18 protein-coding genes are annotated in these 24,301 nt (G+C 37.5%); 8 read left to right on the top strand and 10 right to left on the bottom strand.

What is annotated here, in order from left to right:
- Positions 1-220: 220 nt before the first annotated feature.
- The 4 genes from M1D60_RS00220 to M1D60_RS00235 are packed head-to-tail and all read right to left on the bottom strand — an operon-like array spanning position 221 to position 4,170.
- Complete coding sequence (locus M1D60_RS00220) at positions 221-1,036, bottom strand: ABC transporter ATP-binding protein (protein ID WP_456277225.1); 816 nt, start codon at positions 1,034-1,036, stop codon at positions 221-223.
- A complete protein-coding gene (locus M1D60_RS00225; RefSeq protein ID WP_456277226.1) occupies positions 1,036-2,067 on the bottom strand; it encodes a FecCD family ABC transporter permease in 1,032 nt (343 codons plus the stop codon). Before M1D60_RS00225 ends, M1D60_RS00220 begins: the two co-directional genes overlap by 1 nt.
- Positions 2,064-3,098, bottom strand: a complete 1,035-nt coding sequence (locus tag M1D60_RS00230; protein WP_456277227.1) for a FecCD family ABC transporter permease — start codon at positions 3,096-3,098, stop codon at positions 2,064-2,066. The genes M1D60_RS00225 and M1D60_RS00230 overlap by 4 nt, the downstream gene beginning before the upstream one ends.
- A gap of 1 nt (position 3,099) precedes the next feature.
- Entirely contained in the window at positions 3,100-4,170 is a 1,071-nt protein-coding gene (locus tag M1D60_RS00235; protein WP_456277228.1) for an iron-siderophore ABC transporter substrate-binding protein, read from the bottom strand.
- Between the two features lie 762 nt (positions 4,171-4,932).
- On the opposite strand from M1D60_RS00235, the gene M1D60_RS00240 reads away from it, so the two are divergent.
- Positions 4,933-5,691, top strand: a complete 759-nt coding sequence (locus tag M1D60_RS00240; protein WP_456277229.1) for an ATP-binding protein — start codon at positions 4,933-4,935, stop codon at positions 5,689-5,691.
- A 171-nt stretch (positions 5,692-5,862) separates the two neighbouring features.
- On the opposite strand, the gene M1D60_RS00245 is transcribed toward M1D60_RS00240, so the two are convergent.
- Positions 5,863-6,195 carry a DUF2269 family protein gene (locus tag M1D60_RS00245; protein WP_456277230.1) on the bottom strand — a complete coding sequence of 111 codons (333 nt, stop codon included), beginning with the start codon at positions 6,193-6,195 and terminating at the stop codon, positions 5,863-5,865.
- Between the two features lie 402 nt (positions 6,196-6,597).
- On the opposite strand from M1D60_RS00245, the gene M1D60_RS00250 reads away from it, so the two are divergent.
- Positions 6,598-6,789, top strand: a complete 192-nt coding sequence (locus tag M1D60_RS00250) for a hypothetical protein (protein WP_456277231.1) — start codon at positions 6,598-6,600, stop codon at positions 6,787-6,789.
- Between the two features lie 523 nt (positions 6,790-7,312).
- Here M1D60_RS00250 and M1D60_RS00255 read toward each other — a convergent pair.
- From M1D60_RS00255 to M1D60_RS00270, 4 genes are all read right to left on the bottom strand, one after another.
- Positions 7,313-8,983 carry an acyl-CoA dehydrogenase family protein gene (locus M1D60_RS00255; protein WP_456277232.1) on the bottom strand — a complete coding sequence of 557 codons (1,671 nt, stop codon included), beginning with the start codon at positions 8,981-8,983 and terminating at the stop codon, positions 7,313-7,315.
- The gene (locus M1D60_RS00260; protein WP_456277233.1) at positions 8,984-10,486 is read right to left on the bottom strand and encodes a class I adenylate-forming enzyme family protein; all 1,503 of its coding nucleotides are present in this window, start codon (positions 10,484-10,486) and stop codon (positions 8,984-8,986) included.
- Between the two features lie 4 nt (positions 10,487-10,490).
- Positions 10,491-10,868: a MerR family transcriptional regulator gene (locus tag M1D60_RS00265; RefSeq protein WP_456277234.1), complete on the bottom strand. Its 378-nt coding sequence runs from the start codon at positions 10,866-10,868 to the stop codon at positions 10,491-10,493.
- Between the two features lie 216 nt (positions 10,869-11,084).
- A complete protein-coding gene (locus M1D60_RS00270; protein WP_456277235.1) occupies positions 11,085-12,527 on the bottom strand; it encodes a L,D-transpeptidase family protein in 1,443 nt (480 codons plus the stop codon).
- 273 nt (positions 12,528-12,800) lie between these two features.
- Between M1D60_RS00270 and M1D60_RS00275 the strand changes: the two genes are divergently transcribed.
- The 5 genes from M1D60_RS00275 (at position 12,801) to M1D60_RS00295 (ending at position 21,850) form a co-directional block, all read left to right on the top strand.
- Entirely contained in the window at positions 12,801-13,331 is a 531-nt protein-coding gene (locus tag M1D60_RS00275) for a CueP family metal-binding protein (protein WP_456277236.1), read from the top strand.
- Between the two features lie 502 nt (positions 13,332-13,833).
- Positions 13,834-15,369, top strand: a complete 1,536-nt coding sequence (locus tag M1D60_RS00280; protein WP_456277237.1) for a malate:quinone oxidoreductase — start codon at positions 13,834-13,836, stop codon at positions 15,367-15,369.
- A gap of 276 nt (positions 15,370-15,645) precedes the next feature.
- A complete protein-coding gene (locus M1D60_RS00285) occupies positions 15,646-16,848 on the top strand; it encodes a chromate transporter (protein WP_456277238.1) in 1,203 nt (400 codons plus the stop codon).
- Positions 16,849-16,982: 134 nt separating this feature from the next.
- Positions 16,983-19,040, top strand: a complete 2,058-nt coding sequence (locus M1D60_RS00290; protein WP_456277239.1) for a bifunctional diguanylate cyclase/phosphodiesterase — start codon at positions 16,983-16,985, stop codon at positions 19,038-19,040.
- A gap of 413 nt (positions 19,041-19,453) precedes the next feature.
- A complete protein-coding gene (locus M1D60_RS00295; protein ID WP_456277240.1) occupies positions 19,454-21,850 on the top strand; it encodes a S8 family serine peptidase in 2,397 nt (798 codons plus the stop codon).
- A 119-nt stretch (positions 21,851-21,969) separates the two neighbouring features.
- On the opposite strand, the gene M1D60_RS00300 is transcribed toward M1D60_RS00295, so the two are convergent.
- Positions 21,970-22,797 (bottom strand): hypothetical protein, encoded by an 828-nt coding sequence (locus M1D60_RS00300; RefSeq protein WP_456277241.1) that lies wholly within the window; start codon positions 22,795-22,797, stop codon positions 21,970-21,972.
- A 314-nt stretch (positions 22,798-23,111) separates the two neighbouring features.
- On the opposite strand from M1D60_RS00300, the gene M1D60_RS00305 reads away from it, so the two are divergent.
- Positions 23,112-24,260 (top strand): iron-containing alcohol dehydrogenase, encoded by a 1,149-nt coding sequence (locus tag M1D60_RS00305; protein ID WP_456277242.1) that lies wholly within the window; start codon positions 23,112-23,114, stop codon positions 24,258-24,260.
- The last annotated feature ends 41 nt before the right edge of the window (positions 24,261-24,301 follow it).

Genomic DNA, 24,301 nt, shown 5'->3' on the forward strand with positions numbered 1-24,301 from the left:
ATCTTGAATAGGAACTTACTTGGTGGTAAAACAAGTAAGTTTTTTTGAGCCAATAAGATGGTACTTTAACTATTATATAAGGAGACACTAATCTACATACTCATTTTGGTTTCTACAAGTAATAACAAAAATGTCTGCCTTATGCAACAGAGGTCGTGAAAAGTACCCTTTTAGATGGGGACTGTCCACGACCTCTGTACAATAAATAGGGTGAATTATATTAAGAATGTGCTCTCAATGTATTATGATAACGTCCAATTGGAATCACATAAGGAGAGCCCGAGACAGGGTCTTTAATGACCGTGCTAGTGAGACCAAAAATATCTTCAATCAATGTACTTGTAATGACCTTTGATGGCTCGCCCTCCGAGACAAGTTTTCCTTTTTTAAGTGCAAAAATATAGTCTGCATAACGTGCCGACAAATTGATATCATGTAAAACCATCGCAATCGTAGTTCCGTATTTTCGGTTAAGATCGGTTAGGAGATCAAGAATTTCGATTTGATAAGTGATATCTAAATAGGTAGTCGGTTCATCTAGAAACAAGATATCTGTTTGTTGGGCGAGAGCCATCGCAATCCAGACACGCTGCCTTTGACCACCTGAAAGCTCATCAATATTACGATCCGCAAATTCAGTGATTTTCATCATTTCCAATGCTTCAGTAACTGCTTCATAATCCTGTTTGGTCCATCCTTTTAGGAACGTTTGATGTGGATATCTTCCTCGCCCCACTAAATCTGCAACCGTTATTCCCTCAGGTACAATAGGTGATTGAGGTAACAGCCCTAGGACACGAGCCAACTGCTTGGGTGGAATTTTATTTATAGGTTTTCCATCTAACGTAACCTGCCCAGATGTAGGCTTAATTAGCCTAGCCATCGTCTTAAGCAGAGTTGATTTACCACAACCATTAGCTCCAATAATAATGCTAATTTTGTTACTGGGAATTGAAATACTAACATCATGTAAGATCGTATTATGATCATAACCAGCAGTTATTCCTTCAGCTTGATAAGCATGTGTTGGTTTCATTATAAATCTCCCTTTCGATTCATTCGGATTAGCAAGTAGAGCAAATATGGAGCTCCAAGAATGCCTGTAATGACACCAACGGGGTATCTAGCCACGAATGCAAATTGTCCGATAAGATCTGATGCTAACACTAAGATGATGCCAACCAGTCCTGCTGGAATAATGGTTGAAAATCCAGCACCAACTAATCTTTTTGCGATAGGTCCAGATAGGAACGCAATAAATGCAATAGGTCCTGTAGTAGCAGTCGCTAACGCAATTATCAATACAGAACTAATGATAAGTACAAGTCTCGTTTTATCAGTATGGATTCCAAGTGAGGTTGCGGCTTGTTCTCCAAGCTCTAATACATCTAATCGTTTCCCAAGTGCAAAAATCACAGGTGCGAAAATCAGAACGGTTACAATCAAAGGGGTAAGATTCTCCATCTTCGCACCATTTAGACTACCACTTAGCCATCTCATAGCAGTAGGGATATCGTGTAGCTGACCAATAAGTAATAAATAAGATATAACAGCACTAAGCATCGCTTGTATACCGATTCCAATTAATATTAATCTACCAATTGAAAAAGAAGAACCTCTGGATAAAAAATAAATAATAAAGACTGTAGTAAGCCCACCAATAATGGAGGCAATAGATACAACGGTATTACTAGCTTGAAGAACGATGATACAAAAGACTGCAGCAGCACTTGAACCAGCTGTGATCCCAATGACATTTGGATTTGCTAGAGGATTACGCAGCATCGTTTGAAAAACAGTACCCGCCACTCCAAAAGCAAATCCTGCAAACACACCTGCCAACATTCTTGGTAAACGTATAGAGCCCACTGCAAATGTTGCACCCTTCACTTCTTCACCCATTAGAACACGTATGATATCCTGAACAGGATAAATGGTGTTTCCGAGCATTAGCATGGTCCAGCATAGTGCAAGGGCAATAATCACAAGTATAACGTTCACGAGGACAAAACGGCGACGTCTTTTTATTCTACCTACCATAACAAGATTCATAGCTTCATTCATCATAGCGCTCTCATTTTCGCTTTCATAGTAATTAAGATTAAGATTGGAGCCCCAATAAATGCTGTGACTACACCAACCTCAAGCTCACCAGGACTACCAAGAAGCCGACCACATACATCTGATATCGTTAAAATAATTGCACCAGTTAGGGCAGACATCGGGATAATGTATCGTAAATCAGGACCAATCAATAGTCGTATTACATGTGTAGCTAATAAACCGATAAATCCAATCGGACCTGCAAGTGCTGTAGCGGCACCGCATAATACTACTCCTGCGAAAGCAGCAATAAGTCTAAGTGTTCCTGTACGAACACCTAAGCCTGTAGCCACCTCGTCACCTAATGCTATCGCGTTTAGAGCTGGTGCAGTGAATAGGGCAATTAGTACTCCAACGATCATAAAAGGTAAAAAGATAGAAATAGAGTCCCAATTTCCCGATCCAACACTACCTACCTGCCAAAATCTAAATTGATCCATAACGTTTGAGCGAGGAATCATAACTGCCATAACAAGGGATGAAAGTGCAGCACTTGTCGCAGCTCCTGCCAAAACGAGTTTAAGGGGCGTGGCACCGCCACTCCCCATTGAACCAATTCCGAATACAAAAATGGCAGTTATGATTGCACCTGCTAATGCAAACCAAATGTATTGACTAGCTGTACCAATACTAAAAAAGGATATACCACAAACGACAAATAGTGCCGCACCTGTGTTTACTCCTAATATGCTAGGATCTGCAATAGGATTACGAGTGACTGATTGCATAAGAGCCCCAGAAACTCCTAATGCAGCACCACACATAATACAAAATACAGTTCTAGCAATTCGTTGGCGAACAACATTTGCTCCGTGGGTCTGTACATCTGGATGAAATAAACCATTCATTAATTCATTCCATCCAATTGTACGAGATCCGAAAGCAAGAGATGCCAAGACACATATTCCGAGTAAGACAATAGAAAATATTAATACTTTTATAAAGTTTTTCGGAATAAGTAACTGCTTATTTTGTGAAACGGATGTAGTCACCATATTACTTCACTTTGCTTACAGCTTCTGAGAGCAGGTTTAAGTACTCATCAATTGTAGCTTCGATAGAAAGTGTGCTTGGAGTTCCTGCTGCTGCAAGTGGCGTATTATCTTCAATAACAACAACAGAACCTCTTTCAACAGCTGGGATCTTTCCGTAAATTGGGTCAGCTTGTAGAGTTGCAAGTGTTTCTGCATTTCCATATGTTACGAAAATATCAACATCGTTAAGCATATCTGAATTCTCAGCACTTACTTCTAAATAAAAGCTACCGCCAGTAATTTGACTTGTAATACTTTCAGGGTATTCCATACCTAATTCTTCAGTTAGGAATCCACCACGTGGGTCTTCAGGTGAGTAAATATAAAACTTAGATAAATCAGCAGCACTGATGCTTACGAATGCAGCTTTTTTACCTGCAAGTTCAGGAAATTCACTTGCTTTATCTTCAATTAATTTCTCAGTATCAGCAATAAGTTGCTTACCTTCTTCTTCCATTCCCATACCCATTGAATTGAATGTAACCTGTTCACGCCATGAAGCTACCCAAGGAGTAGTTTGATAAGCAATAACTGGAGCGATTTCACTTAATGTATCATATTCTTCTTGAGTAATACCTGAGTATGCTGCAAGAATAACATCTGGACTAGAATCAGCAATCGCTTCAAAATCTAACCCATCTGTATCCTGGTAGATATTTGGGCTTGATTCACCAAGTTCGTTTAATTTCTCCGCAGTCCAAGGTAACATTCCACTACCATCTTGAACTCCATAGTTTGCAGCAGAAAAACCTACAGGTACTACACCAAGAGCAAGAGCAACGTCATGGTTAGACCATGCAATCGTAGCAACGCGTTCTGGTTTCTCTTCAATAACCGTTTCGCCAAATGCATGCTTAATCACGATTGGATAGTTTGATTCCTCTTCGGCAACAACTGTTCCTGTTTTAGTCTCTTCAGTTGATGCTGGTTCAGATTGTGAACTTGATTCCTGAGTTCCACAACCAACTAGCGCAACTAGTAGCATAGCAATCAATAATGTTGTAATAAATGAGATTTTTCGTCTAGCTTTCATTCTTATGCACGTCCTTAATAAAGTGTATTGATAATAATTATCATTATCAACAATATATAACCTCTTAAATAAGTTGTCAACAAAATATTTATAATCAAAGAAGCTATGTAAATACTAAAGACGTTAGAAGAGATGGACTATTTTAATTGAATGATCTAGCTTTCGCTGTTAGGGGAAATCTCACTGAAATATAGGTAAGGTCTTTTGGGGGTTAATAAAAGAACATTTATTTAAATTTTAGTAACTATTTTCCTTTTCTACAAAAATAAAGGTATACTTTTTATAGTATATAAATTAAGGACTGAAGCTGGGGTATATATGAAAGAGAATATTATTGATAGAAAAACATATTATATTGTCGGGTGGCTAATAGTAGCAATCATGTTATCGGGGTTATTCATTGATAATCCACGGATGGGAAAAGCTGATGTAGGATATATAATTCATACCATCCTAGTGGTGATATTGTCCCTTTTTTTATTGCTTTACCCTAAAAAAAGGACCCATTCTCTTAGGGTGAAAATTATCATTGTGGCATCTAGTTTAACTTATACACTTTTGATCTTTTACCCAGAAACGTCTTCTACCTTTATTTTCTTATGTATAATTCCGGCCCTTTCCATCTTATATTTTGACTCGAGGCTTTTTTATTTTTCTTTAGTATTTAACTTTGTTTCGACCATTTTTATATTTGGTTTTATTATGGCTTTTGACAAAGGTGATTTGTATCCGCATATAGCTCAAGACATAGTAGGGAATTTCGTGAATTTTGTTTATAGTCAAATCATTCTCTATTTTATTTTCTATATAATGAATGTTCGTATAAAAAAGCTACAAATCTATTATGAACAAATCCAACAATCTGAGCGTTTAAAGACAACTGGTCAACTTGCAGCAGCTGTTGCACATGAAATTAGAAATCCTTTAACTGTTGTGAGTGGTTTTTTGCAGCTATTTAAACAAGATTCAACTCTTAGCGAAGAGAAAAAAGGGCAATGTACCTTGATGATTAATGAATTAAATACGGCTGAACAAGTAATCTCTCAATTTTTAACGATTGCAAAACCCGATAAAGATAAAGTAACTGAAACAGTTGATGTAAAACTTGTCCTTCAGAGTGTAACTGATTTGCTATATTCATATGGACATATTCAGGATAAATCGATTGAGTTAAGTGTAAATGGAGATTGTATGATCTCTGCTAACAATATTGAGATTAAACAATTACTTATAAATATTATTAAAAACGCAATAGAGGCATCCGAGACGGGTGATGTTATTCAGGTAATGGCTGAAAGAGAAGAGAGTTTTGTTGTCATTAAAGTAATGGATCATGGATGTGGTATGTCAGAAGAAGAAGTAGCCATGTTAGGAATGCCTTTTTATTCTTTAAAAAGCAAAGGAACCGGACTAGGTATGATGATTTGCTTTAATATTATTGAAAAATATAAAGGAACGATTGACTTTCAATCTGTTAAAGGGCAGGGGACTACTGTGACGATAAGCATCCCATCAATCTAATTGGATATAATGTGTTTGTTCTTATAATTGACCTTGGTCATAAGAGGATTATTGCACCCTACAATATAAATACTTTAAGATGTTCGTAATATTTATACTGCATAATTAAAAGGCGCGGAAATGATTCTGCGCCTTTTTTAATAAGTATAATAGCTTCTTAGATAAGTTTGTTTAAAAAGGCTTAACGGACATGAGGAAAATCATCACAACTGCAATTAGAGCCGACCCCATACCTGTCATACCAATGGATTTATTGAGTGTTGATACTTCGATTGGGATATCATCCCCCTGATGAGCATTTAACATTTCCACTGCTTTTTTCGTTCTCTTTCCAGCAAATCCAACCGCTAAATAAAGAGCAATAAAGAATAGAATAATTGAAGTAATGTACCAAATTTGTTTAAATAGAGCTGGATTCAAAGCCCCCATTGCCAATCCTGTAAGTAGTAAAATAATACTCCCAATCGTCACTACTTTTTCTGACTTTTCAATGATTCTGTTCATTTTTTGTAATAAAAGGATAATATACAGGGGGCAGAGGGTAGCAATTACTGTATTTAAGTCACAAGAATGAATGTGCTAAAGTACAGTGTTGGATTATAGCAGAGTTAACTGAAGTGGAAGGAAGGGAATATAAAGAATCCTCTACTAAAAGTTTCCACGTCTGTGGTAGCTTTTAGTAGAGTCAGCACATCCTAGTAAAGGAGGCTCCACAGGTGGGAAGCGCCCAAAAGGTAGGATTTCTCACGCTAATTAAAATAACCTTCAATTACTGCCCGCGGAAAGAGAATGTCCTGGAACGGAATCACAACAATTTTAACAGAGACAAATGATAAATAAAGTATTAGTAAGAATTGTAATGCTATACTAATAGTAGAAGCAGGATTCTGAAAGGAAGAAATTGTCATGAAATACTTTAAATCACAAATGAAACAGCTAATTAAAGATAATACAGAATTACAAGCGCGCTTAAGACAGTTAATGGATGAGCATGGTTTAGAAAAAAACTTCGCTATGAAGGCTTTATATCATTCAGAAGTCGCTGAAGGCGGGAAATATCAATTGTCCTACCAAGCACTTGATTCTCCAAAAAAGTAGTCATATCGTCATGAATTTCCTCTTTAATGGAATTCTAAAATTCTATTTAGACAAACAGGGCTATATAATTCCTAGGTAGTATTCATATAGAAAGAGGCTGGAACAAAACCTAATACACCAGTCTCAAAGACGAATAAGCTCTAAATTAGTCTACCTATCAAATATAATACTGTTTTCGTTTACTTTGTTACTTATTAACCAGTTAAGCTGGATGTACAAGGTTGTTTCATTGCGCTTCAGACACTCGCTTTCCGCGGGGAGGAATCTGAGCCTCCTCGGCTACGCCTGTGGGGTCTCAGCCTTTCCTCTATCTCCCGCAGGAGTCGAGTGTCTTCCGCTCCATTACACTAATTTTTAAGATAGTAAGCAAAATCAACAAATCAATTGAAAGTAACAAATAAAAACCCGATTTAGTAGGTGTAAGATACATCAAAATATCACCTAATAGTTCAGGTTTATCACCGGCTGAAATATTTATGTCCCAGCCTATATGGAGTGCTCTAAGGAAAGACGTAGATCCTCTTTAAACAATATCGGAAAAATACTTTACGGTTTTCATTTCATCTCCATGTTTGCGGAGAGACCAGGTATCTTCTATATAAATTTCTGCTAGCTTCTCAAACTTTCCTCGATACTGATCTGCCCATTCAATAGCGATAATGCTTTCATAAATATCTGCCATTCGTTTAGCAAAGATTTTAGCTTCAAAAGTTTGAAGGGCCTCATCATATCTAGCAAATTGGTCTAAGTCTACTTTCAGTTGATCTAGTTCCAATAGTACAGTTGTCTTTAACTCACTGTTAGCAAGAGCGTCCGCTCTATTTTTCATTTCTTGAGTGAATAGTAGATGAGCTTTAAATTTGTTAACCAGCCTAATGATTTCGAGTCCAAGAATATTAGCTGTTCCTTCCCAAACCGTTAATACTTGGGCATCACGAAGTAATCGAGGAGTGACGAAATCTTCAATATAGCCATTTCCTCCATGCATTTCGATGGCTTCATGGGAAAAGTGAATCGCCTGCTCTGCGGATTCTTTTTTCATAATGGCAATGAATAATCGGTTTAAAACGGTCTCTTCTTCGGTCGCAACACCATCAGTTACTCTTTCATATAGTTTAATAGAGTCAAAGATGGTTGCTGTTTCGACATGAAGTTTGGCTGCTAGCTTACCTAGTGTATCTTGCACCATTGGATATTGAGTAAGACGATTTCCAAATGCTTCTCGTTTTTCTGCATACTCTTTTGCTTCCAAAAAAGCACGACGCATAATACCAATGGAGGCGACAGAATTACAAATACGAGATAAATTTAGAGCTTCCATCATATAGTTGATTCCGCGAGCGGGATTTCCAATTAGGTATGCTTTTGCACCTTCAAACTCAACCTCAGCTGACGGAACAGCACGAACCCCAAGCTTATCTTTTAGACGGCGTATACGAATACCGTTTAGTTTCCCATCATCATTTCGCCAAGGTACGGCAAATAAGGAAAGGCCTTTTGAGCCTTGAGGTGCACCATCGACCCTTGCAAGCACCATCACAACTCCACACATACCGGAATTAGAGGCAAAGTACTTTTCCCCAGATAAGTAATAATGATCACCATCTTTTGTTGCACGTACCACATTTGCACCAACATCTGAACCACCCTGGCGCTCAGTTAGAAAGGTAGCACCTTCAAAAAGTTCTTCATCTCCAGTTGAGCATACCTTTGGTAAAAATTGTTGCTTTATCTCATCATTAGCATAATGGTCGAGTAAATAGGCGGTAGCCATTGTTAAGGTGACAGGGCAGTAAAAACCAGGCTCACTTTGTGATAAAAGATATCCTTGTGCAAAGCTATACGTATAATTTCCTTTATGACCGAGGGCAGGGATTTCCTTATGGACATAACCTACAATACCAGTATCATATGTTTGCTGAACTGTTTTGCGGTAGCCGTCATTAACCCAAACCTCTGAAATTTCTTCACCTAATCGGTCATAACGGTTCAATCTTGGTTGTCCTTCACGATCTGTATGCTTGGCGCGTTCATCGATTTCATTTGCGCAAAGCTCGCCAAATTCCGTTAGTTCATCTTTTGCATATTGATAAAATGCAGGACCTAAATGGTTTCTTAAAATTAAATCCAGTGTTTCGTCACTCTGGAAGAAGTTGCGTTTTTCTTTAGTGTTCACATCTTGTAGCACTTTCACTTACACGGCACTCCCTTCACGAAGAAGTTGTTTTAGGATTTTTCCGGATGCATTTCGTGGTAAGGCGTCTACTTGTTCATATAATCGAGGCACTTTAAATTTGGCTAGCTTCTTTTCAAGAAATAGTTTTAGATCAGCATCTGGAACTTGCTCTTTCGCTGCAAATATAGCTTTTACGGTTTCTCCCCATTCTGGATGAGGGACACCTATAACCGCAACCTCTGTCACTCCCTCATATTGAAGGATAGCTTCTTCCACTTCTTTCGGATAGATATTGACACCGCCTGAAATGATTAAGTCCTTTTTACGATCAACTACCCAAATATAACCGTCTTCATCCATTCTAGCTAGGTCCCCAGTTTTCAACCATTCTCCTAAAAACGTTTCCTTTGTTGCTTCTTCATTCTTATAATAGGTAAGCATATTGCCTTCTCCAAGTAACACAATTTCTCCAACTTCACCTGGTGCTACATCTTCGCCAGCATGATCTACAATTCTAATTTCTGTTCCAAGTGCTCCACGCTTTCCGATACTTCCTGCTTTTTCTTCGTGTTCAGCTCCTAATAGTAAGGTGCCACTTGGGCCTGCTTCTGTTAGTCCATAGACACATACAAGATTATTGGTCCAAAAGGCACTTTGAACAAACTTTACTTCGTTGGCTGAAAGTGGAGCACCTCCATAAACCCACCATTTCATCGAGGAAAGATCTGCTTCTTTAATGCGAGGATGATTTGCCGTTAATAGATAGGCGACAGGGGCCCCAAAGAAATGTGTTGTTTTCTCTTTTTCCACTGTGTCCAGGAGTAGCTCCGGAGTAAACGTAGGTGTAAGAACTAGAGTAGAGCCAACAATCATTCCTGCCATCATAAATAAGTGTAACGGTGCAGAGTGACTTAATGGCATCATGAGAAGGATCCGGCTTTCTGGCTTAACCTCCATTTCCACAGCAATCATATTGGCTACAGTAAGGATATTGCGATAGCTAAACACGACTCCTTTAGGATTGCCTGTTGTCCCAGAGGTATAAAGAATGGTTGACTCATCATCTTCTTTTAACAAACAAGAAATTTTATCATCGTTTCCATTTTGTATGATTTCTTCAAAGCTATGCCATCCCCCGTGAGCGGCCCCAGTTTTAATCTTTAGCATTGGTGACTGAATGTCCTTTACAGCTGCAAACAACATTTCATGTACGACTAATGCCTTGGCATCGGTATGTTCAATAATATATTCCACTTCCGATTGAGACAGTTTTGCATTCACAGGAACAATAACCGCACCAATCCTTTGGACAGCAAAGTATGTAATTAAAAACTCCGTTACATTAGGCATAAATAGTACAACTTTGTCTCCTGCGTCTATCCCTTTATGTTTGAGAGCGCTTCCAAATTTATTGACTAGAAGATCTAACTCTTTATATGTGAATCGCTGCCCCATACTAACCACAGCCTCTTGAGTGGGATACTTTCGTGCATTACGTTCTAACAATAATGAACTGTTCATAAAATTACTCCTCCTCCATACTATTTAACTTTTCTGTAAACTCAACAAGTAAAGATTCCATTTGTGTTTTCATTTCCATTAGTTCTGTAATTTTTTCATCTATTTCGTTCATGCGGTCTTTACCATATTCGATCGTACGTTTAAGCTGTCTCTTTCCTGTTCGATCCTGATCAAACAAGAGGACCATTTCTTTAATTTCATCTAAAGTAAATCCGAATTTTTTACCTCGTAATATTAACTTAATCTTTGCCATGTCTTCTTTTGTGAAAAGTCGTTGATTAGTGGATGTACGTGTTAGTGATAAGAGGCCAATTTCTTCATAGTAACGTATGGTGCGGCTTGAAATATTAAATTCCTTAGCTACTTCGGTAATGTTTTTCAATATCACATCCCTCCAAGTCTAGTATCTATTCCGAGTATAGCATTGACGTTAACGTAAAGGTCAAGAAGAGAAAACAATGAAAAAATCGACAGAATCCTACCTAATGTCAGACTAGAGTCAGGATAAAATCACATTTTAAGAGGAATAGATAGTTGCTATTAAGAAGTTATAAAAATAAAAAAGTCAGGTAATCAAATTGACCTGACTTTTTAATTACTAATAGATCACTACAGGTTGATGGACACTTAGGTTCTCATAAACGGTTTTCATTACCCCAGGTGGAACATTGACACAGCCGTTTGAACCTGCATTTAAATAAGCATTGCTTCTCCAGTTACTACGCCAGCTGGCATCATGAAATCCCTGGCCACTGTTCGTAAAGGGTGCCCAATAACTTACATTAATAGAATATGGGTTTTCTGCTGAAGTACCAGTAAGCGTATAGGGAGTTCTTTTATAGAGGATATACCACACACCAGGTGAGGTATCTTGCCCAGCACTTTTCTTACCGGTAACCACAGGGGTTGTAAAGATCATTTTCCCTTCTTTATAAAGCCACATGCGCTGATCTTTAACTGACACCTCAGCATACGTGTCTCCTATACCACCATTAGAGAAGGTTTCATAGCCATAACCCTCATTGCTCCATCCATTTCCGTGTATGTTAGATGCAGAAACGGATCTCTCTCCATTAGCAAATGCCTCTTGAATTCTTGCTGTTTCCTTGTCGATATCGAGTGCCCAACCGTAACCTTCTCCTTTAACGGTTATGACAGAGCCTGAATTGGTTGTAAACGTAAAATTTTTTCCAAGAGTAGATTGGGATGAATTAATTTCAGTGATTTTCTTTTTAAGATAAAATGGGTCAAGTGAAATTGTATTTTCATTCGTGATGGAAGCATTCTTAATAAGCTCACTTGCTTTTATAGAGAAAATTTGATCTTGTACTTGATATTCAATGGTTGTCTGAAGTAGCTCTTTAAGCATTTCTACTTGATTTTGTACAAGTTCACTGTTTTCCCGGATCGGTTGTAGATAGACTGGAGTCAAACGGACCTCACTTGCGTATCCCATTGATTCGTAGTCCTGTAACAAACGGTTCACATCATATTTTGTTCCATCGAAGCTTTTATGGATGACTAGGTTACCATGTTCAATGATGGCATTAGAGTCATAGGGTGCAGTTAAATCATGATTTAAAGCATTTAGCTTTTGTTCCAAGTCATACTTTAGTATGATACTTCGGTATTGGTCCTCTTGAATGGGAACTAAAGGATAATTTTCTTTCTTAAATGACGGGAAAAATGTCCACTGAGTTTCTAATAGATGATCTAGGCCAGGTAAATCATCTTCTGTGAATCTCATCTCTGTATCTAATCCGTCTAAAATTTGTTGATCACCAATATAAACTTCATTTTTTAAAACCGAGGTTTGTAACTTACTTAATGCTTTATCAACCGTAAGGCCGCCAACTTTAATCCCGTTTATTGTAATATTAGTGTTGAAATGATTAATTTGATAATAGTAAATGGATACACAAATAACTGCGACCATAACGCAGATGCTTGATGTGATTACTTTCCAGTTTGTAAACCAGGAACCTGTTTTATTCTTTGAATCAACAATCTCTTCAACCGAGCGTTTTACAGCATATCCCATAAAAGTCCCCCTACACCTTAAAACTTATAAACAATATATCCATCTAACTGGTAAACTTTTACCATTATTCTACTAGTGTAGACTATGCAAAATTTGTCACTTTATGGATGGGGTTAGTATTTTTTAATTAGATTAGCATGGACAAAGGAGTTTGCTTAAAACTGGTGTCAAAACGTTATGATACATTGTCATAATTAGTTCAAATGTAGAAGGTTAGGAAAAGAATTGTCATGGTATGATGAATTTGTAGAATAGAAATGGGGTGAACATAATATGAAGATGACACTCGTGGGGATGACCTTATTAGCTACCATCCTTTTAGTTGGTTGTAGTGGAACAGGTACAAATGATGAAAATTCATTAAAACAAGATAAAGAGATTAAGAGTCTAGTCAGTGATTTTAGTGAAGGTCAAATTACAGACCAAAGTGCCTCTATTACATCAGAGGATTTAATTGTGACTGATAGTAATGGAGAGAAGAGCACTTATGACTTACCGGAAGATGAATTCTTTGTATCCATTGCTCCTTATATCAATTATACTCATCCTTGAACGAATCATCACTTGACAGGTTGTCAAGGTGAACTGGCAAATAAAGATTTTGAAATATATATAGAAGACACAGAAGGCAATGTAGTTGTGGACCAAATTATGCAGTCTTATGATAATGGATTTGTTGATTTATGGTTGCCACGTGATCAGACATATAAAGTTAAGATTCAATACGAAGGTAAACAGGTAGAATCAGAGATATCTACTTTTAAGGAAGACGGTACTTGTATTACGACTATGCAGTTGATGTAAAACAGAGCCTTTAGAAGAAAGACAAATCCCCTTTGAATTTTTGCATAGGGGATTTGTCTTTTTTTACAGATTCTAATTTTTTTATAGCTGTTGAAGTTATTATTACTCACTGCAAGAAGCTGGTTTTGGTCAGAATGTTTATTCTAATTGTAAAAAAAGCCCACAATTTATTAGGTTTCATTAACTGTGGGCTAGTTACATTTACGAAAATAAAGTAAGTAATTAAGCTAGGGAAAAGCAGTTTAAAGTGATTGGAATAAGGGGGATTTAAATGCTGGCTTATTAGTTTTCTAGCTTATGAGGACAAATCACACTTTTTACCAGCTTTTAAATAGGATATAATTATCATATAATAGTAGATATATTGGTTTATAAATAATTGTAATATACTATAAAATTGTTATAATTGAGACAGATTAAATCGCACCATGGCTTGGTGTGACGCCTAAGCAGGAACGCCTACATCCTTTCTGCGAATTATAGGAATATAAGGAAGGTTAAAATGAGCGAAAGAGAAATTAAAACAGACGTTATCTTAATTGGTGCCGGGATTATGAGTGCAACTTTGGGTACACTTCTCAAAGAATTAGCACCGGACTGGAAAATTACAGTATTTGAAAAGCTTTCAAGTGCGGGAGAAGAAAGTTCCAATGAATGGAACAATGCCGGAACAGGTCATGCGGCATTGTGTGAGCTTAACTATACCGTTGAAAAACCAGACGGATCTATAGATATTAGCAAAGCAATAAAAGTGAATGAACAGTTTCAGGTCTCCATGCAATTTTGGTCTCATTTAATCAACAAAAAGCTAATCAAAAACCCAGAAGACTTTATTATGCCATTGCCTCATATGAGTTTAGTCCAAGGCGAAGATAATGTGGCGTTTTTAAATAAACGTTTTAATGCGCTTTCAAACAATCCTTTATTTAAAGGAATGGAGTACTCTGAGGATCCTGAAAAGCTAAAGGAATGGATACCACTTGTGATGCAAGACCGAACATCCAATGAACCTATAGCAGCAACGAAAATCGACTCTGGAACAGACGTCAATTTTGGTGCGTTAACACGCATGTTATTTGATCACTTAAAGAGTAAAAATGTAGATATAAATTACAACCACAGTGTGAACGATATTAAACGTAATAGCGAAGGCTTATGGGAGCTGAAAGTACGGAATCAGGGTAGCGGTATAGTTGAACGACATACTGCGAAATTCGTCTTTATTGGAGGCGGAGGAGGAAGCCTACACCTATTGCAAAAAGCCGGTGTTCCTGAAGGGAAAAATATCGGTGGATTCCCAGTAAGTGGAATATTTATGGTGTGTAACAACCCTGCGGTTGTCGCCAAGCACCATGCAAAAGTTTACGGTAAAGCAAAAGTTGGAGCACCACCAATGTCTGTCCCACATCTGGACACACGTTTCATCGACAATAAAAAATCACTACTGTTTGGACCGTTTGCTGGTTTCTCACCGAAGTTTTTAAAGACAGGCTCTATGTTTGATTTAATCACTTCCGTAAAGCCAGACAATCTCCTAACTATGCTGGCAGCTGGTGCAAAAAATATGTCACTGACAAAATATTTAATTCAGCAAGTGATGCTATCAAAAGAACAGCGAATGGAAGAGCTCCGTGAGTTTATCCCGAATGCCAAAAGCGAAGATTGGGACTTAGTCGTAGCGGGTCAACGTGTGCAAGTAATCAAAGATACCGATGCAGGTAAGGGGACTCTTCAATTCGGAACTGAAGTCATTACTGCTGCTAATGGTACAATTGCGGCACTACTCGGAGCATCTCCAGGTGCATCTACTGCCGTCCATGTAATGCTTGAAGTTATCACAAAATGCTTCCCTGATTACACAGAAGAGTGGGAGCCAAAAATTAAAGAAATGATTCGCTCTTATGGTGTATCCTTAATGGATCATCCCGAGCTTTTACAGGAGATTCATACTTCCACAGCAGAAACATTAGGTCTAGGTGGAAAAAATGGATCCAATCCTTTGGATAAAAAAAACAAAGTTTTAAATGAGAAAATATAAGCAATATGCCTAAGGAGTTACCTAAATATAATTGAAAATAAAAGAAGCTGTTTTCACAGCTTCTTTTATTTTTTGCATGAATTCTTACTTTCATATAGGATCGGATTTATAGAGAGTTTTGTTCTTTCAGGTATCCGGATGGTAAAATCTAATGGAAAAGTCCTAACTTGAATTAGGGAAAAGTTGATTACATACATCTTTCTATAAAACTATGAGCAAACATAAAGAAACTGAAGCTAACCAAATCATAATGAGTATAAGTGAGGGGGAAAAGATATGAATCAACCTAGTAAAGAAAAGCAAGATTTATTTAAAACCTTATTAGAAATATTAATGGTTTCTACAAGACTTGGTTTTACATCCTTTGGTGGTCCTGTTGCACATTTAGGTTATTTCCATGAAGAATATATTCGAAGAAGGAAATGGATGGATGAGAAGAGCTATGCAGATTTAGTAGCACTATGTCAGTTCCTTCCTGGCCCAGCAAGCAGTCAAGTAGGAATTGGTATAGGTGTGATGCGGGCAGGTGTTCTAGGTGGAATTGTTTCCTTTTTGGGATTTACATTACCATCTGTCCTTGCTCTTATAATCTTTGCTTTAGTACTTCAAGGTTTAAATGTAGGTGATGCAGGCTGGATCCACGGATTAAAAATTGTTGCGGTTGCGGTTGTCGCACATGCAATTTTAGGAATGGCTCAAAAGCTAACACCAGATCTGAAAAGAAAAGCTATCGCACTGTTGGCATTAGTGGTCACTCTATTTTGGCAAACTGCCTATACACAGGTAGGAATTATCTTATTATCTGCTTTGATTGGTTTCCTCATTTATAAACATCAAAAGGAAGAGCTCGATTCAAGGGTTCAATTTCCTATAACACGAGGCTTTGCATCTGTTTGCTTAGTGCTATTTTTCGGATTGCTGATCATTCTGCCAATTTTAAGAGAGGCAACATCCCTTGAATGGGTGGCGATGTTCGATAGCTTCTATCGTTCTGGTTCTCTGGTATTTGGGGGAGGTCACGTTGTTTTACCGCTCCTAGAACGGGAATTTGTACCGACCGGTTGGCTGACTGAAGAAGCGTTTTTAGCTGGTTATGGAGCTGCACAAGCAGTTCCAGGACCTTTATTTACATTTGCAGCATACCTGGGAGCTATCATGAATGGTTGGACAGGGGGAATACTAGCAACGGTTGCGATATTCTTACCGGCTTTTCTATTAATTTTAGGAACATTACCTTTTTGGGACCAATTGCGTCGGAATCCAAAGGTAAAGGGGGCCTTAATGGGAGTAAATGCAGCCGTAGTAGGTATTTTAATTTCAGCATTCTATCAACCAATTTGGACTAGTTCTATTTTAAGTCCTATTGACTTTGCGTTTGCATCAATATTATTTAGCATGCTAGTGTTCTGGAAGCTCCCACCTTGGATTATTGTGGTGACAGGTGCAGTTGGTGGAGCGATATTAGCAACAATTTTCTAAATTTCCTTCATAAAACAACTGGGAATATATTTTCCTGGTTGTTTTTTTGAATAAAATAAATTATTAAATGCAATATTATGCCGATATAAAAGTTATATAGAATCTAAATTAAAACAAACGAGGTAGTTATTAATATGTTCTCTGTACCAGATTTGCATAATCAACATATACTCCATGGGGAATATTCTCTTTCAATCGTTATTCTTTCTGTTGTGATAGCTTGTTGTGCCTCATATACTGCTTTATCCATGAATCAGCGTATGCAACAAAATACTTTCTTTCATAGATCCTTCTGGCTCTTACTTTCATCTATTGCTATGGGACTAGGAATTTGGTCCATGCATTTTGTTGGAATGAGTGCATTTATGCTGCCAATTCCAATGGAATACGACCTGCTTCTAACGACTATTTCTATACTCCCTGCAGTCTGTGCCTCGTATTTAGCCTTTTTTATTGCAAATGGGAAATATAAAACACATCGTCCATATATAATGGCAGGAATTATTATGGGAATCGGGATCTCAGCCATGCATTATATTGGTATGGCTGCTATGGAGATGGAGGCTAGCTATTATTATCGAGTTTGGATATTAATAGCATCTATAGCTATTGCGATTACTGTTTCATATGTTGCCTTGTATATTTTTTCTACCTTGCAAAAGTACATGGGAAATATACTAATTAAATTAGTCACTTCACTCTTAATGGGTGTTGCAATAACTAGTATGCATTATACGGGCATGTCTGCAGTTGTCTTTTATGTGGAAGAATCAATGATTGATAGATTATCACACATGCATGAAATGGATGTCACGTTATTAATCATAGTAATAACGATTGGAATCTCAATCCTGTTTGCTATATCAGGCTTAACGAACCTATTAGATCGATATGTAGAATATCGCCTACATCATTTCGATGCACTCACTCTATTTCCTAATCAGAGACAATTTGAGCAAGATTTGAATCAAACAAAGAAACTTGCAAGTATTGCCATCCTTCACATCCAAAACCTAGAGAGGTGGATTAGTAGTCAAGGGTATACATTTGGTGATGAATTGATTAAGGAAGTAGGTAAACAAATTCAAGAATGTAAGCCTGCTTCTATTAAGGTATATCGTATTGAAGGAAATCGATTTGCCCTAATTAACCATGAAGAAGATAGAGATAAAAATATGAAGGTTGTAATGGGAAAAATCTTATCAATCTTTAAGAAACCTATTTTAATAGATAAAAACTATATTGTGGTTGATATGGTCTGTTCAATAGCTAAATCAGATCAAAAAAAGAGTGCTAGGGAAACCTTTTCCAATAGTATGGCAGTCCTTCAAGATCCTTCTATAAGATTTAAACATGAGGTAATAGAGTATGATCCGGCTATTCATATGTTTAGCTTTGAGAGACAGATCGTCAGTGATATTAGTAGAGCCATGGAGAATGATGAACTTTTCTTACAATATCAACCGAAAGTTTGCTCAAAGTCATTACAAACTTCTGGGGTAGAAGCATTATTACGTTGGAAGCATCCTGAGTTAGGAATGATATCCCCTGGTGTTTTTATACCGATTTTAGAGGATAACGGCAAGATTTTTGATGTAACAGACTGGGTGATTCAAGCAGTTTGCAAACAAATATCAGCTTGGATAAAGGGAGATATTCCATTTCATCAAGTTTCTATTAATATCCCGGGGCCATATGTTACTTCACCAAGATTATTAATGATGCTTAGCCAAAACCTATCTACTTATAAAATTGATAGTAATATGATAGAACTTGAAATCACTGAAACAAGTGTCATCGACGATATCGAAAACGCCATTACTGCGGTTAGCAAGTTTAGAGAGCTAGGTTTATCTGTTGCGCTTGATGATTTTGGAACAGGATTATCATCCTTGTCGTATTTAAAAAGAATTCCAATCTCAACTATTAAGATAGATAAATCATTTGTTGATGGAATTCCAGTATCTGAAAAGGACTCAGCTCTATTAAAAGCAATCATAACTCTTTGCTATTCGTTAAATTTACAAGTAGTCATTGAGGGAGTAGAATCCAAGGAACAAATGGAATTCATTATATCTATGACAAAAACACCTCTGATCCAAGGGTATTATTTCTCACGACCATTACCAGCTAAGGAACTAGTCGAGTGGTTGCAGGAAAGGGAAAGTGCGCAAACAGGAGTGAGTAGATAAAAGTTAGATTAATGTCCTATATTAAGTTGAATCCAAACTGGAATGAATTCCATTGGATTCAGCTTTTTTATTTGCTTTTTAAATGAAATACATTGTCAGAATTTGAATGCAAACCAGGATGATAGACCTACTGTAAATTCCAGTAAAAGGTAAAAAACTAATAATTCCATCAAATTATGTAATTTTAGGTAATTTTATGAGAATTAAGTACAATATTTATTGTCGTAAATAGTCAGAAATTTAAGACTATTTTACCAAGGATATTGAGAAGAAATCTATAATTATATAGGATGTAAGAACTTTTCGAATTTACTTACTATTCAATGTTTAGGGGGTGCCTTTTTACATAGGGGGATGAGTAGGGTCGGAATTGATTCTTAACAATTATTTAAGAGAGAGGATGTATGAAGAGGATGAAGAAAAAGTTTTCAAGAAATTTATTTAGTCTCTTAGCATTTGTTCTTATTATTTCAACATTTAGCTTTGGGGCAGCAGCAAATGAAACATCAACTACATCAGTTAGAGAATTACCTTTAGCTGAAATTTTTGGAGAAATTGAATTATCCTCAAGTAGACCAACTTCAGTAATTGTCGAGATAGATGCTGAATCGATTGTAGAAGCAAAACATAAAGGGAAAAGCCAATCAAAGGCGAACCTAAAGTCTGAAAGAGGAAAAGTAGTTAAGGCATTAGAAGCAGCAGTTAAAACTGCTGATGTAAATAGAGAATATGATTATGTATTTTCTGGATTCTCTGTAGAGCTTCCAGCCAATGAAATTATTAAACTATTAGCAGTTCCTGGTGTAAAAGCTGTATATCCAAACGTACACTATACGGCTGAAGTTATCTCTGCTGAGGAAGTGTCTGCAGAAGAGTTCAGCCCAGCTATGGCCGATAGTGCACCATTTATTGGTTCTAACGAAGCATGGGATGCTGGATTCACTGGTGAAGGTGTAACAGTAGCAGTTATTGATACAGGTGTTGACTATACTCATCCAGACTTAGCTCATGCATTTGGTGATTATAAAGGTTATGATTTTGTGGATGACGACACAGATCCACAAGAGGGAGAAGGACAATATCATGGTACACACGTATCTGGTACAGTAGCAGCAAATGGTGCAATTAAAGGTGTAGCTCCTGACGCTACATTATTAGGGTATCGTGTATTAGGTCCGAATGGTGGTTCAACTGAAGATGTTGTTGCTGGTATTGAAATGGCAGTTCAAGACGGTGCAGATGTTATGAACTTATCTTTAGGAAATACATTAAACAACCCTGACTGGGCAACTTCAATTGCTCTAGACTGGGCAATGGCTGAAGGGGTTGTAGCGGTAACTTCAAATGGTAACGCAGGTCCTGATAACTGGACAGTAGGATCTCCAGGTACTTCTCGTGAAGCGATTTCTGTAGGGGCTACACAGCTTCCTTACAATGTGTATACTTCAGACATCTCAACTTCTGAAGGTGTTGAATATCCAACTGCGAAAGTAATGGGATTCCCTTCTGATGAAGAGTTATTGGCTTTAAATGAAGGTGAGTATGAGCTTGTATATGTAGGTCTTGGAGCAGCAGAAGATTTTGAAGGAAAAGATCTTGAAGGTAAAATTGCTTTAATCAGCCGTGGTGGTTTTGCATTTGTTGATAAAGCTGATAATGCTAAGGCAGCAGGAGCAGTTGGTGCAATTATTTTTAACAATGTTGCAGGTGAGCATGCGGATGTTCCAGGTATGGCAGTACCGACTATTAAAACTGAACTTTCTGATGGACAAAAGCTTTTAGCTGAATTAGAAGCTGGTAATAACACAATTTCGTTTGACATTGCATTTGATAGTGCTGTTGGTGAAACAATGGCTGACTTCTCATCTCGTGGGCCAGTTACATTAACTTGGATGATTAAGCCAGATGTATCTGCACCTGGTGTCAATATTGTAAGTACATTCCCAGGGAATGGTTATGCAGCACTACAAGGTACTAGTATGTCAGCACCACATGTAGCAGGTGCAGCAGCATTAGTACTTCAGAAGAACCCTAATTGGGGAACTGAAGATGTAAAAGCTGCTTTAATGAATACAGCAGCTGATGTCATTGATCCCGCAACAGGCGAAGCTTATGCACATAATTCACAAGGTGCAGGAAGCATCCGTATTGTTGATGCATTAAATACGAAAACACTAGTAGCTCCTGGTAGCCATTCATTTGGTAAGTTTGTGAAGGATAGTGGGAAACAAGTAGAAAAACAAAGCTTTGAAATTAAAAACCTTTCAAACGAAAGAAAGAATTATAGCTTTGATGTAGAGTTTGCTGGGAATCCAAAAGGTATTAAAGTAATGACTAGTAAAAATACAAAGGTTAACCCTGGAAAGTCTCAAAAAGTGAACTTCAATGTTCAAGTTGATACTTCTAAGTTAGAGCCAGGTTATTACGAAGGAACGATTGTTGTGAGTGATGGCTCTCAGACATTCGATGTGCCAACTATCTTATTCGTTGGTGAACCAGATTACCCTCGTGTAACTGGTGCATATATGGAGAACGCTGGTGAAGAAGGCTACTATGTTGGTGCTTACTTACCTGGTGGTGCGGAAGTGCTAGAGTATGATTTATATGAATTAACTGCAGCTGGAGGAATTGGTGGTTTAGTAGATACATTAGGGTCATTTACTGATGCTCCAACTCCATATCATGAATTCCTTTGGGATGGCACGGTTCAAGACGGAATTGAAATTCCTAATGGGGACTGGGTACTAGGTGTTTATGTAGAACAAGCAGGTGTGACTGAGTATAAAGCCTATTTAGTGACAAAAGAATAAATTAAAAAACTCCAGCTAGGATTCTAGTTGGAGTTTTTTATGGTAAGTGAAAATAACCTCATCGTATTAGGAGATTTAAATTAACCCTATAAACTCCTTACTACTAATAAAAAACAAGCCTATGAACGAACATAAACAGGATATAAGGTTCGTATACTTTTTCTATCAGGACTCATATACAATCTTAGTTTATACTTTATATTATTTATTATAAAATCAACTGAATCAGTTTCGGAAAAGGCTGCCCGCACAGTTCCCATAGCCAACAGCCCCTCTGCACTTAACCCCAGAAAAAATGCACATTTCCTTTTATGTAATTCGACCAATCTCCTTTTCTTATAATCAAAGGCATGAAGGTGATAATTAATTGAAATAAAGTCAGAAGTAGTGGGCTGATCATCGTGGTCCAAACTGACTCGTTCAACCTGATCTTTATAACGAGCACTTTCTTCAAGCCAAAACTTATACCAAAAATGGTGACCTACTAGATTTCTTTCTTTTTGTTCTCCGATAAAGACATGTTCAAATCCTGATAAATCCCTTCCACTGTCGTAATTAAACGGTTTAAACCAAAGGTCATATAGATGTGTAAACCATTCCTTCTGATTAAATTGTTTATTAAACTGTTTCTCAACAAAACCTTTTGCTAATTGACCGGGTGCTGAATCAATCACCATTACTAAGAATTCTTTTATTTCTTTTGATTCAGAGGGAGAAACTCTTTCCTGGTTATTCTGGTTTAAACTATAATTATCAAATAGCTTTTCAACTAACTGGTAACTGCCTAGTTTTCTGTCAGGGATATAGACTTCTTTAAAAATGAGCTGGCTCCTCTTTGTGTCGACCCAAACATATCCATCTGAATGATTGATAGTTTCAGTACTTACAACCGGTTGAACACCATTTCCATCCATGTCTGCATCCCAAATTTCTTGATAAATCTCCATCCCGATTCCCCCAGCTTGTCTACCTCAAAAGTTAACTTCTTACGTGGAGTTGATTTTTAATAAATATCCCTATTATGTATCAAATAATGGATGTTTATTCTTTATTAGGGAATACGGAAAACTCTACGATGCTGATAGATGGTAAGAAAGGCGAGTCAACCAAATAGAATATGGTCGTAATAAATTTAAAAATATAATCTTTACGCTAAAGCCATTCATTCTTAGAGTGGCTACTTCTATATTTTTTACTAGTAACATTATATAATAGTATTTAGATAATTCAGATTAGATAGATAGGGGGAGGAGCAAGGTCTATGAGTATTTCAGTTTTCAAGATTGCCAATAAGCTAATCACGGGTGCAGGATCCATTGAACGATTACAGGAAGAAGTGGAGCGTCTTCTGATTAAAAAACCACTTATTGTAACAGATGAAATCCTCCAAAGTATTGGAGTTGTCGAAAAGGTACAAGCAAAATTGAAAGGGGTTACATCTGGAGTATATACAGGTGTTAAACCAGAGCCTGAAATTGAAATTGTAGAAGAATGCACCTCCGTATTCCGAACCGGGGAGTATGATGGAATCATCGCATTAGGTGGGGGAAGTGCCATCGATATTGGAAAAAGTGTTTCAGCTTTTGCTCACTTTGCTGGAACTATCCATGAATTATTTGGGACAGATCTTGTTCCTCAAAAAGGTGTGCCAATCATCGCCATACCGACTACTGCCGGAACCGGATCAGAAGTGACTAATATCGCAATTCTTTCAGATAAAGAAGCTCAACTAAAAAAGGGAATTGTCAGTGATTATCTTTTACCTGATGTAGCTATTGTGGCACCAGAGATGACGGTATCCATGCCGAAGTCTGTTACCGCAGCAAGTGGAGTGGATGCACTTGTCCATGCGATTGAAGCCTATATCTCTGTTCATGCTTCACCTATTACAGATGCGCTTGCACTAGGAGCCATGAAGTTAATAGCTATTCATTTACCAAAGGCTTATGCAAATCCAAATGATTTAAAGGCTAGAGAAAACATGGCAACAGCTAGTTTAATGGCAGGGATGTCATTTGGTAATGCAGGTGTAGGAGCAGTTCATGCGCTAGCTTATCCACTTGGTGGAAGATATCACATTGCTCACGGTGTGAGTAATGCCTTGCTATTAACCTATGTGATGGAATGGAATAAGATAAGCTGTTTAGAGAGGTTCCGAGATATTGCTGTGGCCCTTGGGGAGAATGTGAGTGGACTATCAGACTATGAAGCTGCTGATCGGGCAGTAGAAGCTATGCGTAGGTTATGTGAGGCTGTTAATATACCAAAAGGCTTACGCGCATTTAATATTCCTGAAGAGGAGCTTCCAGCAATGGCAGAGGACGCTAGCAAAATTGAACGACTCCTTAAAAACAATCCGAGAAAATTTTCAGTCGATGAAATTGAAAAAATTTACAGGGAAGCTTATTAGTTTAGTAGATGTATTAAACGGTAAATAGGTAAAAGGGAGGT

The sequence above is a fragment of the Bacillus sp. AK128 genome, assembly GCF_053903075.1.

Excerpts from the sequence above, each read along its gene's own strand:
- M1D60_RS00220 (WP_456277225.1), bottom strand. The coding sequence starts at position 1,036 with ATGAAACCAACACATGCTTATCAAGCTGAAGGAATAACTGCTGGTTAT.
- M1D60_RS00225 (WP_456277226.1), bottom strand. The coding sequence starts at position 2,067 with ATGATGAATGAAGCTATGAATCTTGTTATGGTAGGTAGAATAAAAAGA.
- M1D60_RS00230 (WP_456277227.1), bottom strand. The coding sequence starts at position 3,098 with ATGGTGACTACATCCGTTTCACAAAATAAGCAGTTACTTATTCCGAAA.
- M1D60_RS00235 (WP_456277228.1), bottom strand. The coding sequence starts at position 4,170 with ATGAAAGCTAGACGAAAAATCTCATTTATTACAACATTATTGATTGCT.
- M1D60_RS00245 (WP_456277230.1), bottom strand. The coding sequence starts at position 6,195 with ATGAACAGAATCATTGAAAAGTCAGAAAAAGTAGTGACGATTGGGAGT.
- M1D60_RS00250 (WP_456277231.1), top strand. The coding sequence starts at position 6,598 with ATGAAATACTTTAAATCACAAATGAAACAGCTAATTAAAGATAATACA.
- M1D60_RS00260 (WP_456277233.1), bottom strand. The coding sequence starts at position 10,486 with ATGAACAGTTCATTATTGTTAGAACGTAATGCACGAAAGTATCCCACT.
- M1D60_RS00270 (WP_456277235.1), bottom strand. The coding sequence starts at position 12,527 with ATGGGATATGCTGTAAAACGCTCGGTTGAAGAGATTGTTGATTCAAAG.
- M1D60_RS00280 (WP_456277237.1), top strand. The coding sequence starts at position 13,834 with ATGAGCGAAAGAGAAATTAAAACAGACGTTATCTTAATTGGTGCCGGG.
- M1D60_RS00285 (WP_456277238.1), top strand. The coding sequence starts at position 15,646 with ATGAATCAACCTAGTAAAGAAAAGCAAGATTTATTTAAAACCTTATTA.
- M1D60_RS00290 (WP_456277239.1), top strand. The coding sequence starts at position 16,983 with ATGTTCTCTGTACCAGATTTGCATAATCAACATATACTCCATGGGGAA.
- M1D60_RS00295 (WP_456277240.1), top strand. The coding sequence starts at position 19,454 with ATGAAGAAAAAGTTTTCAAGAAATTTATTTAGTCTCTTAGCATTTGTT.
- M1D60_RS00300 (WP_456277241.1), bottom strand. The coding sequence starts at position 22,797 with ATGGAGATTTATCAAGAAATTTGGGATGCAGACATGGATGGAAATGGT.
- M1D60_RS00305 (WP_456277242.1), top strand. The coding sequence starts at position 23,112 with ATGAGTATTTCAGTTTTCAAGATTGCCAATAAGCTAATCACGGGTGCA.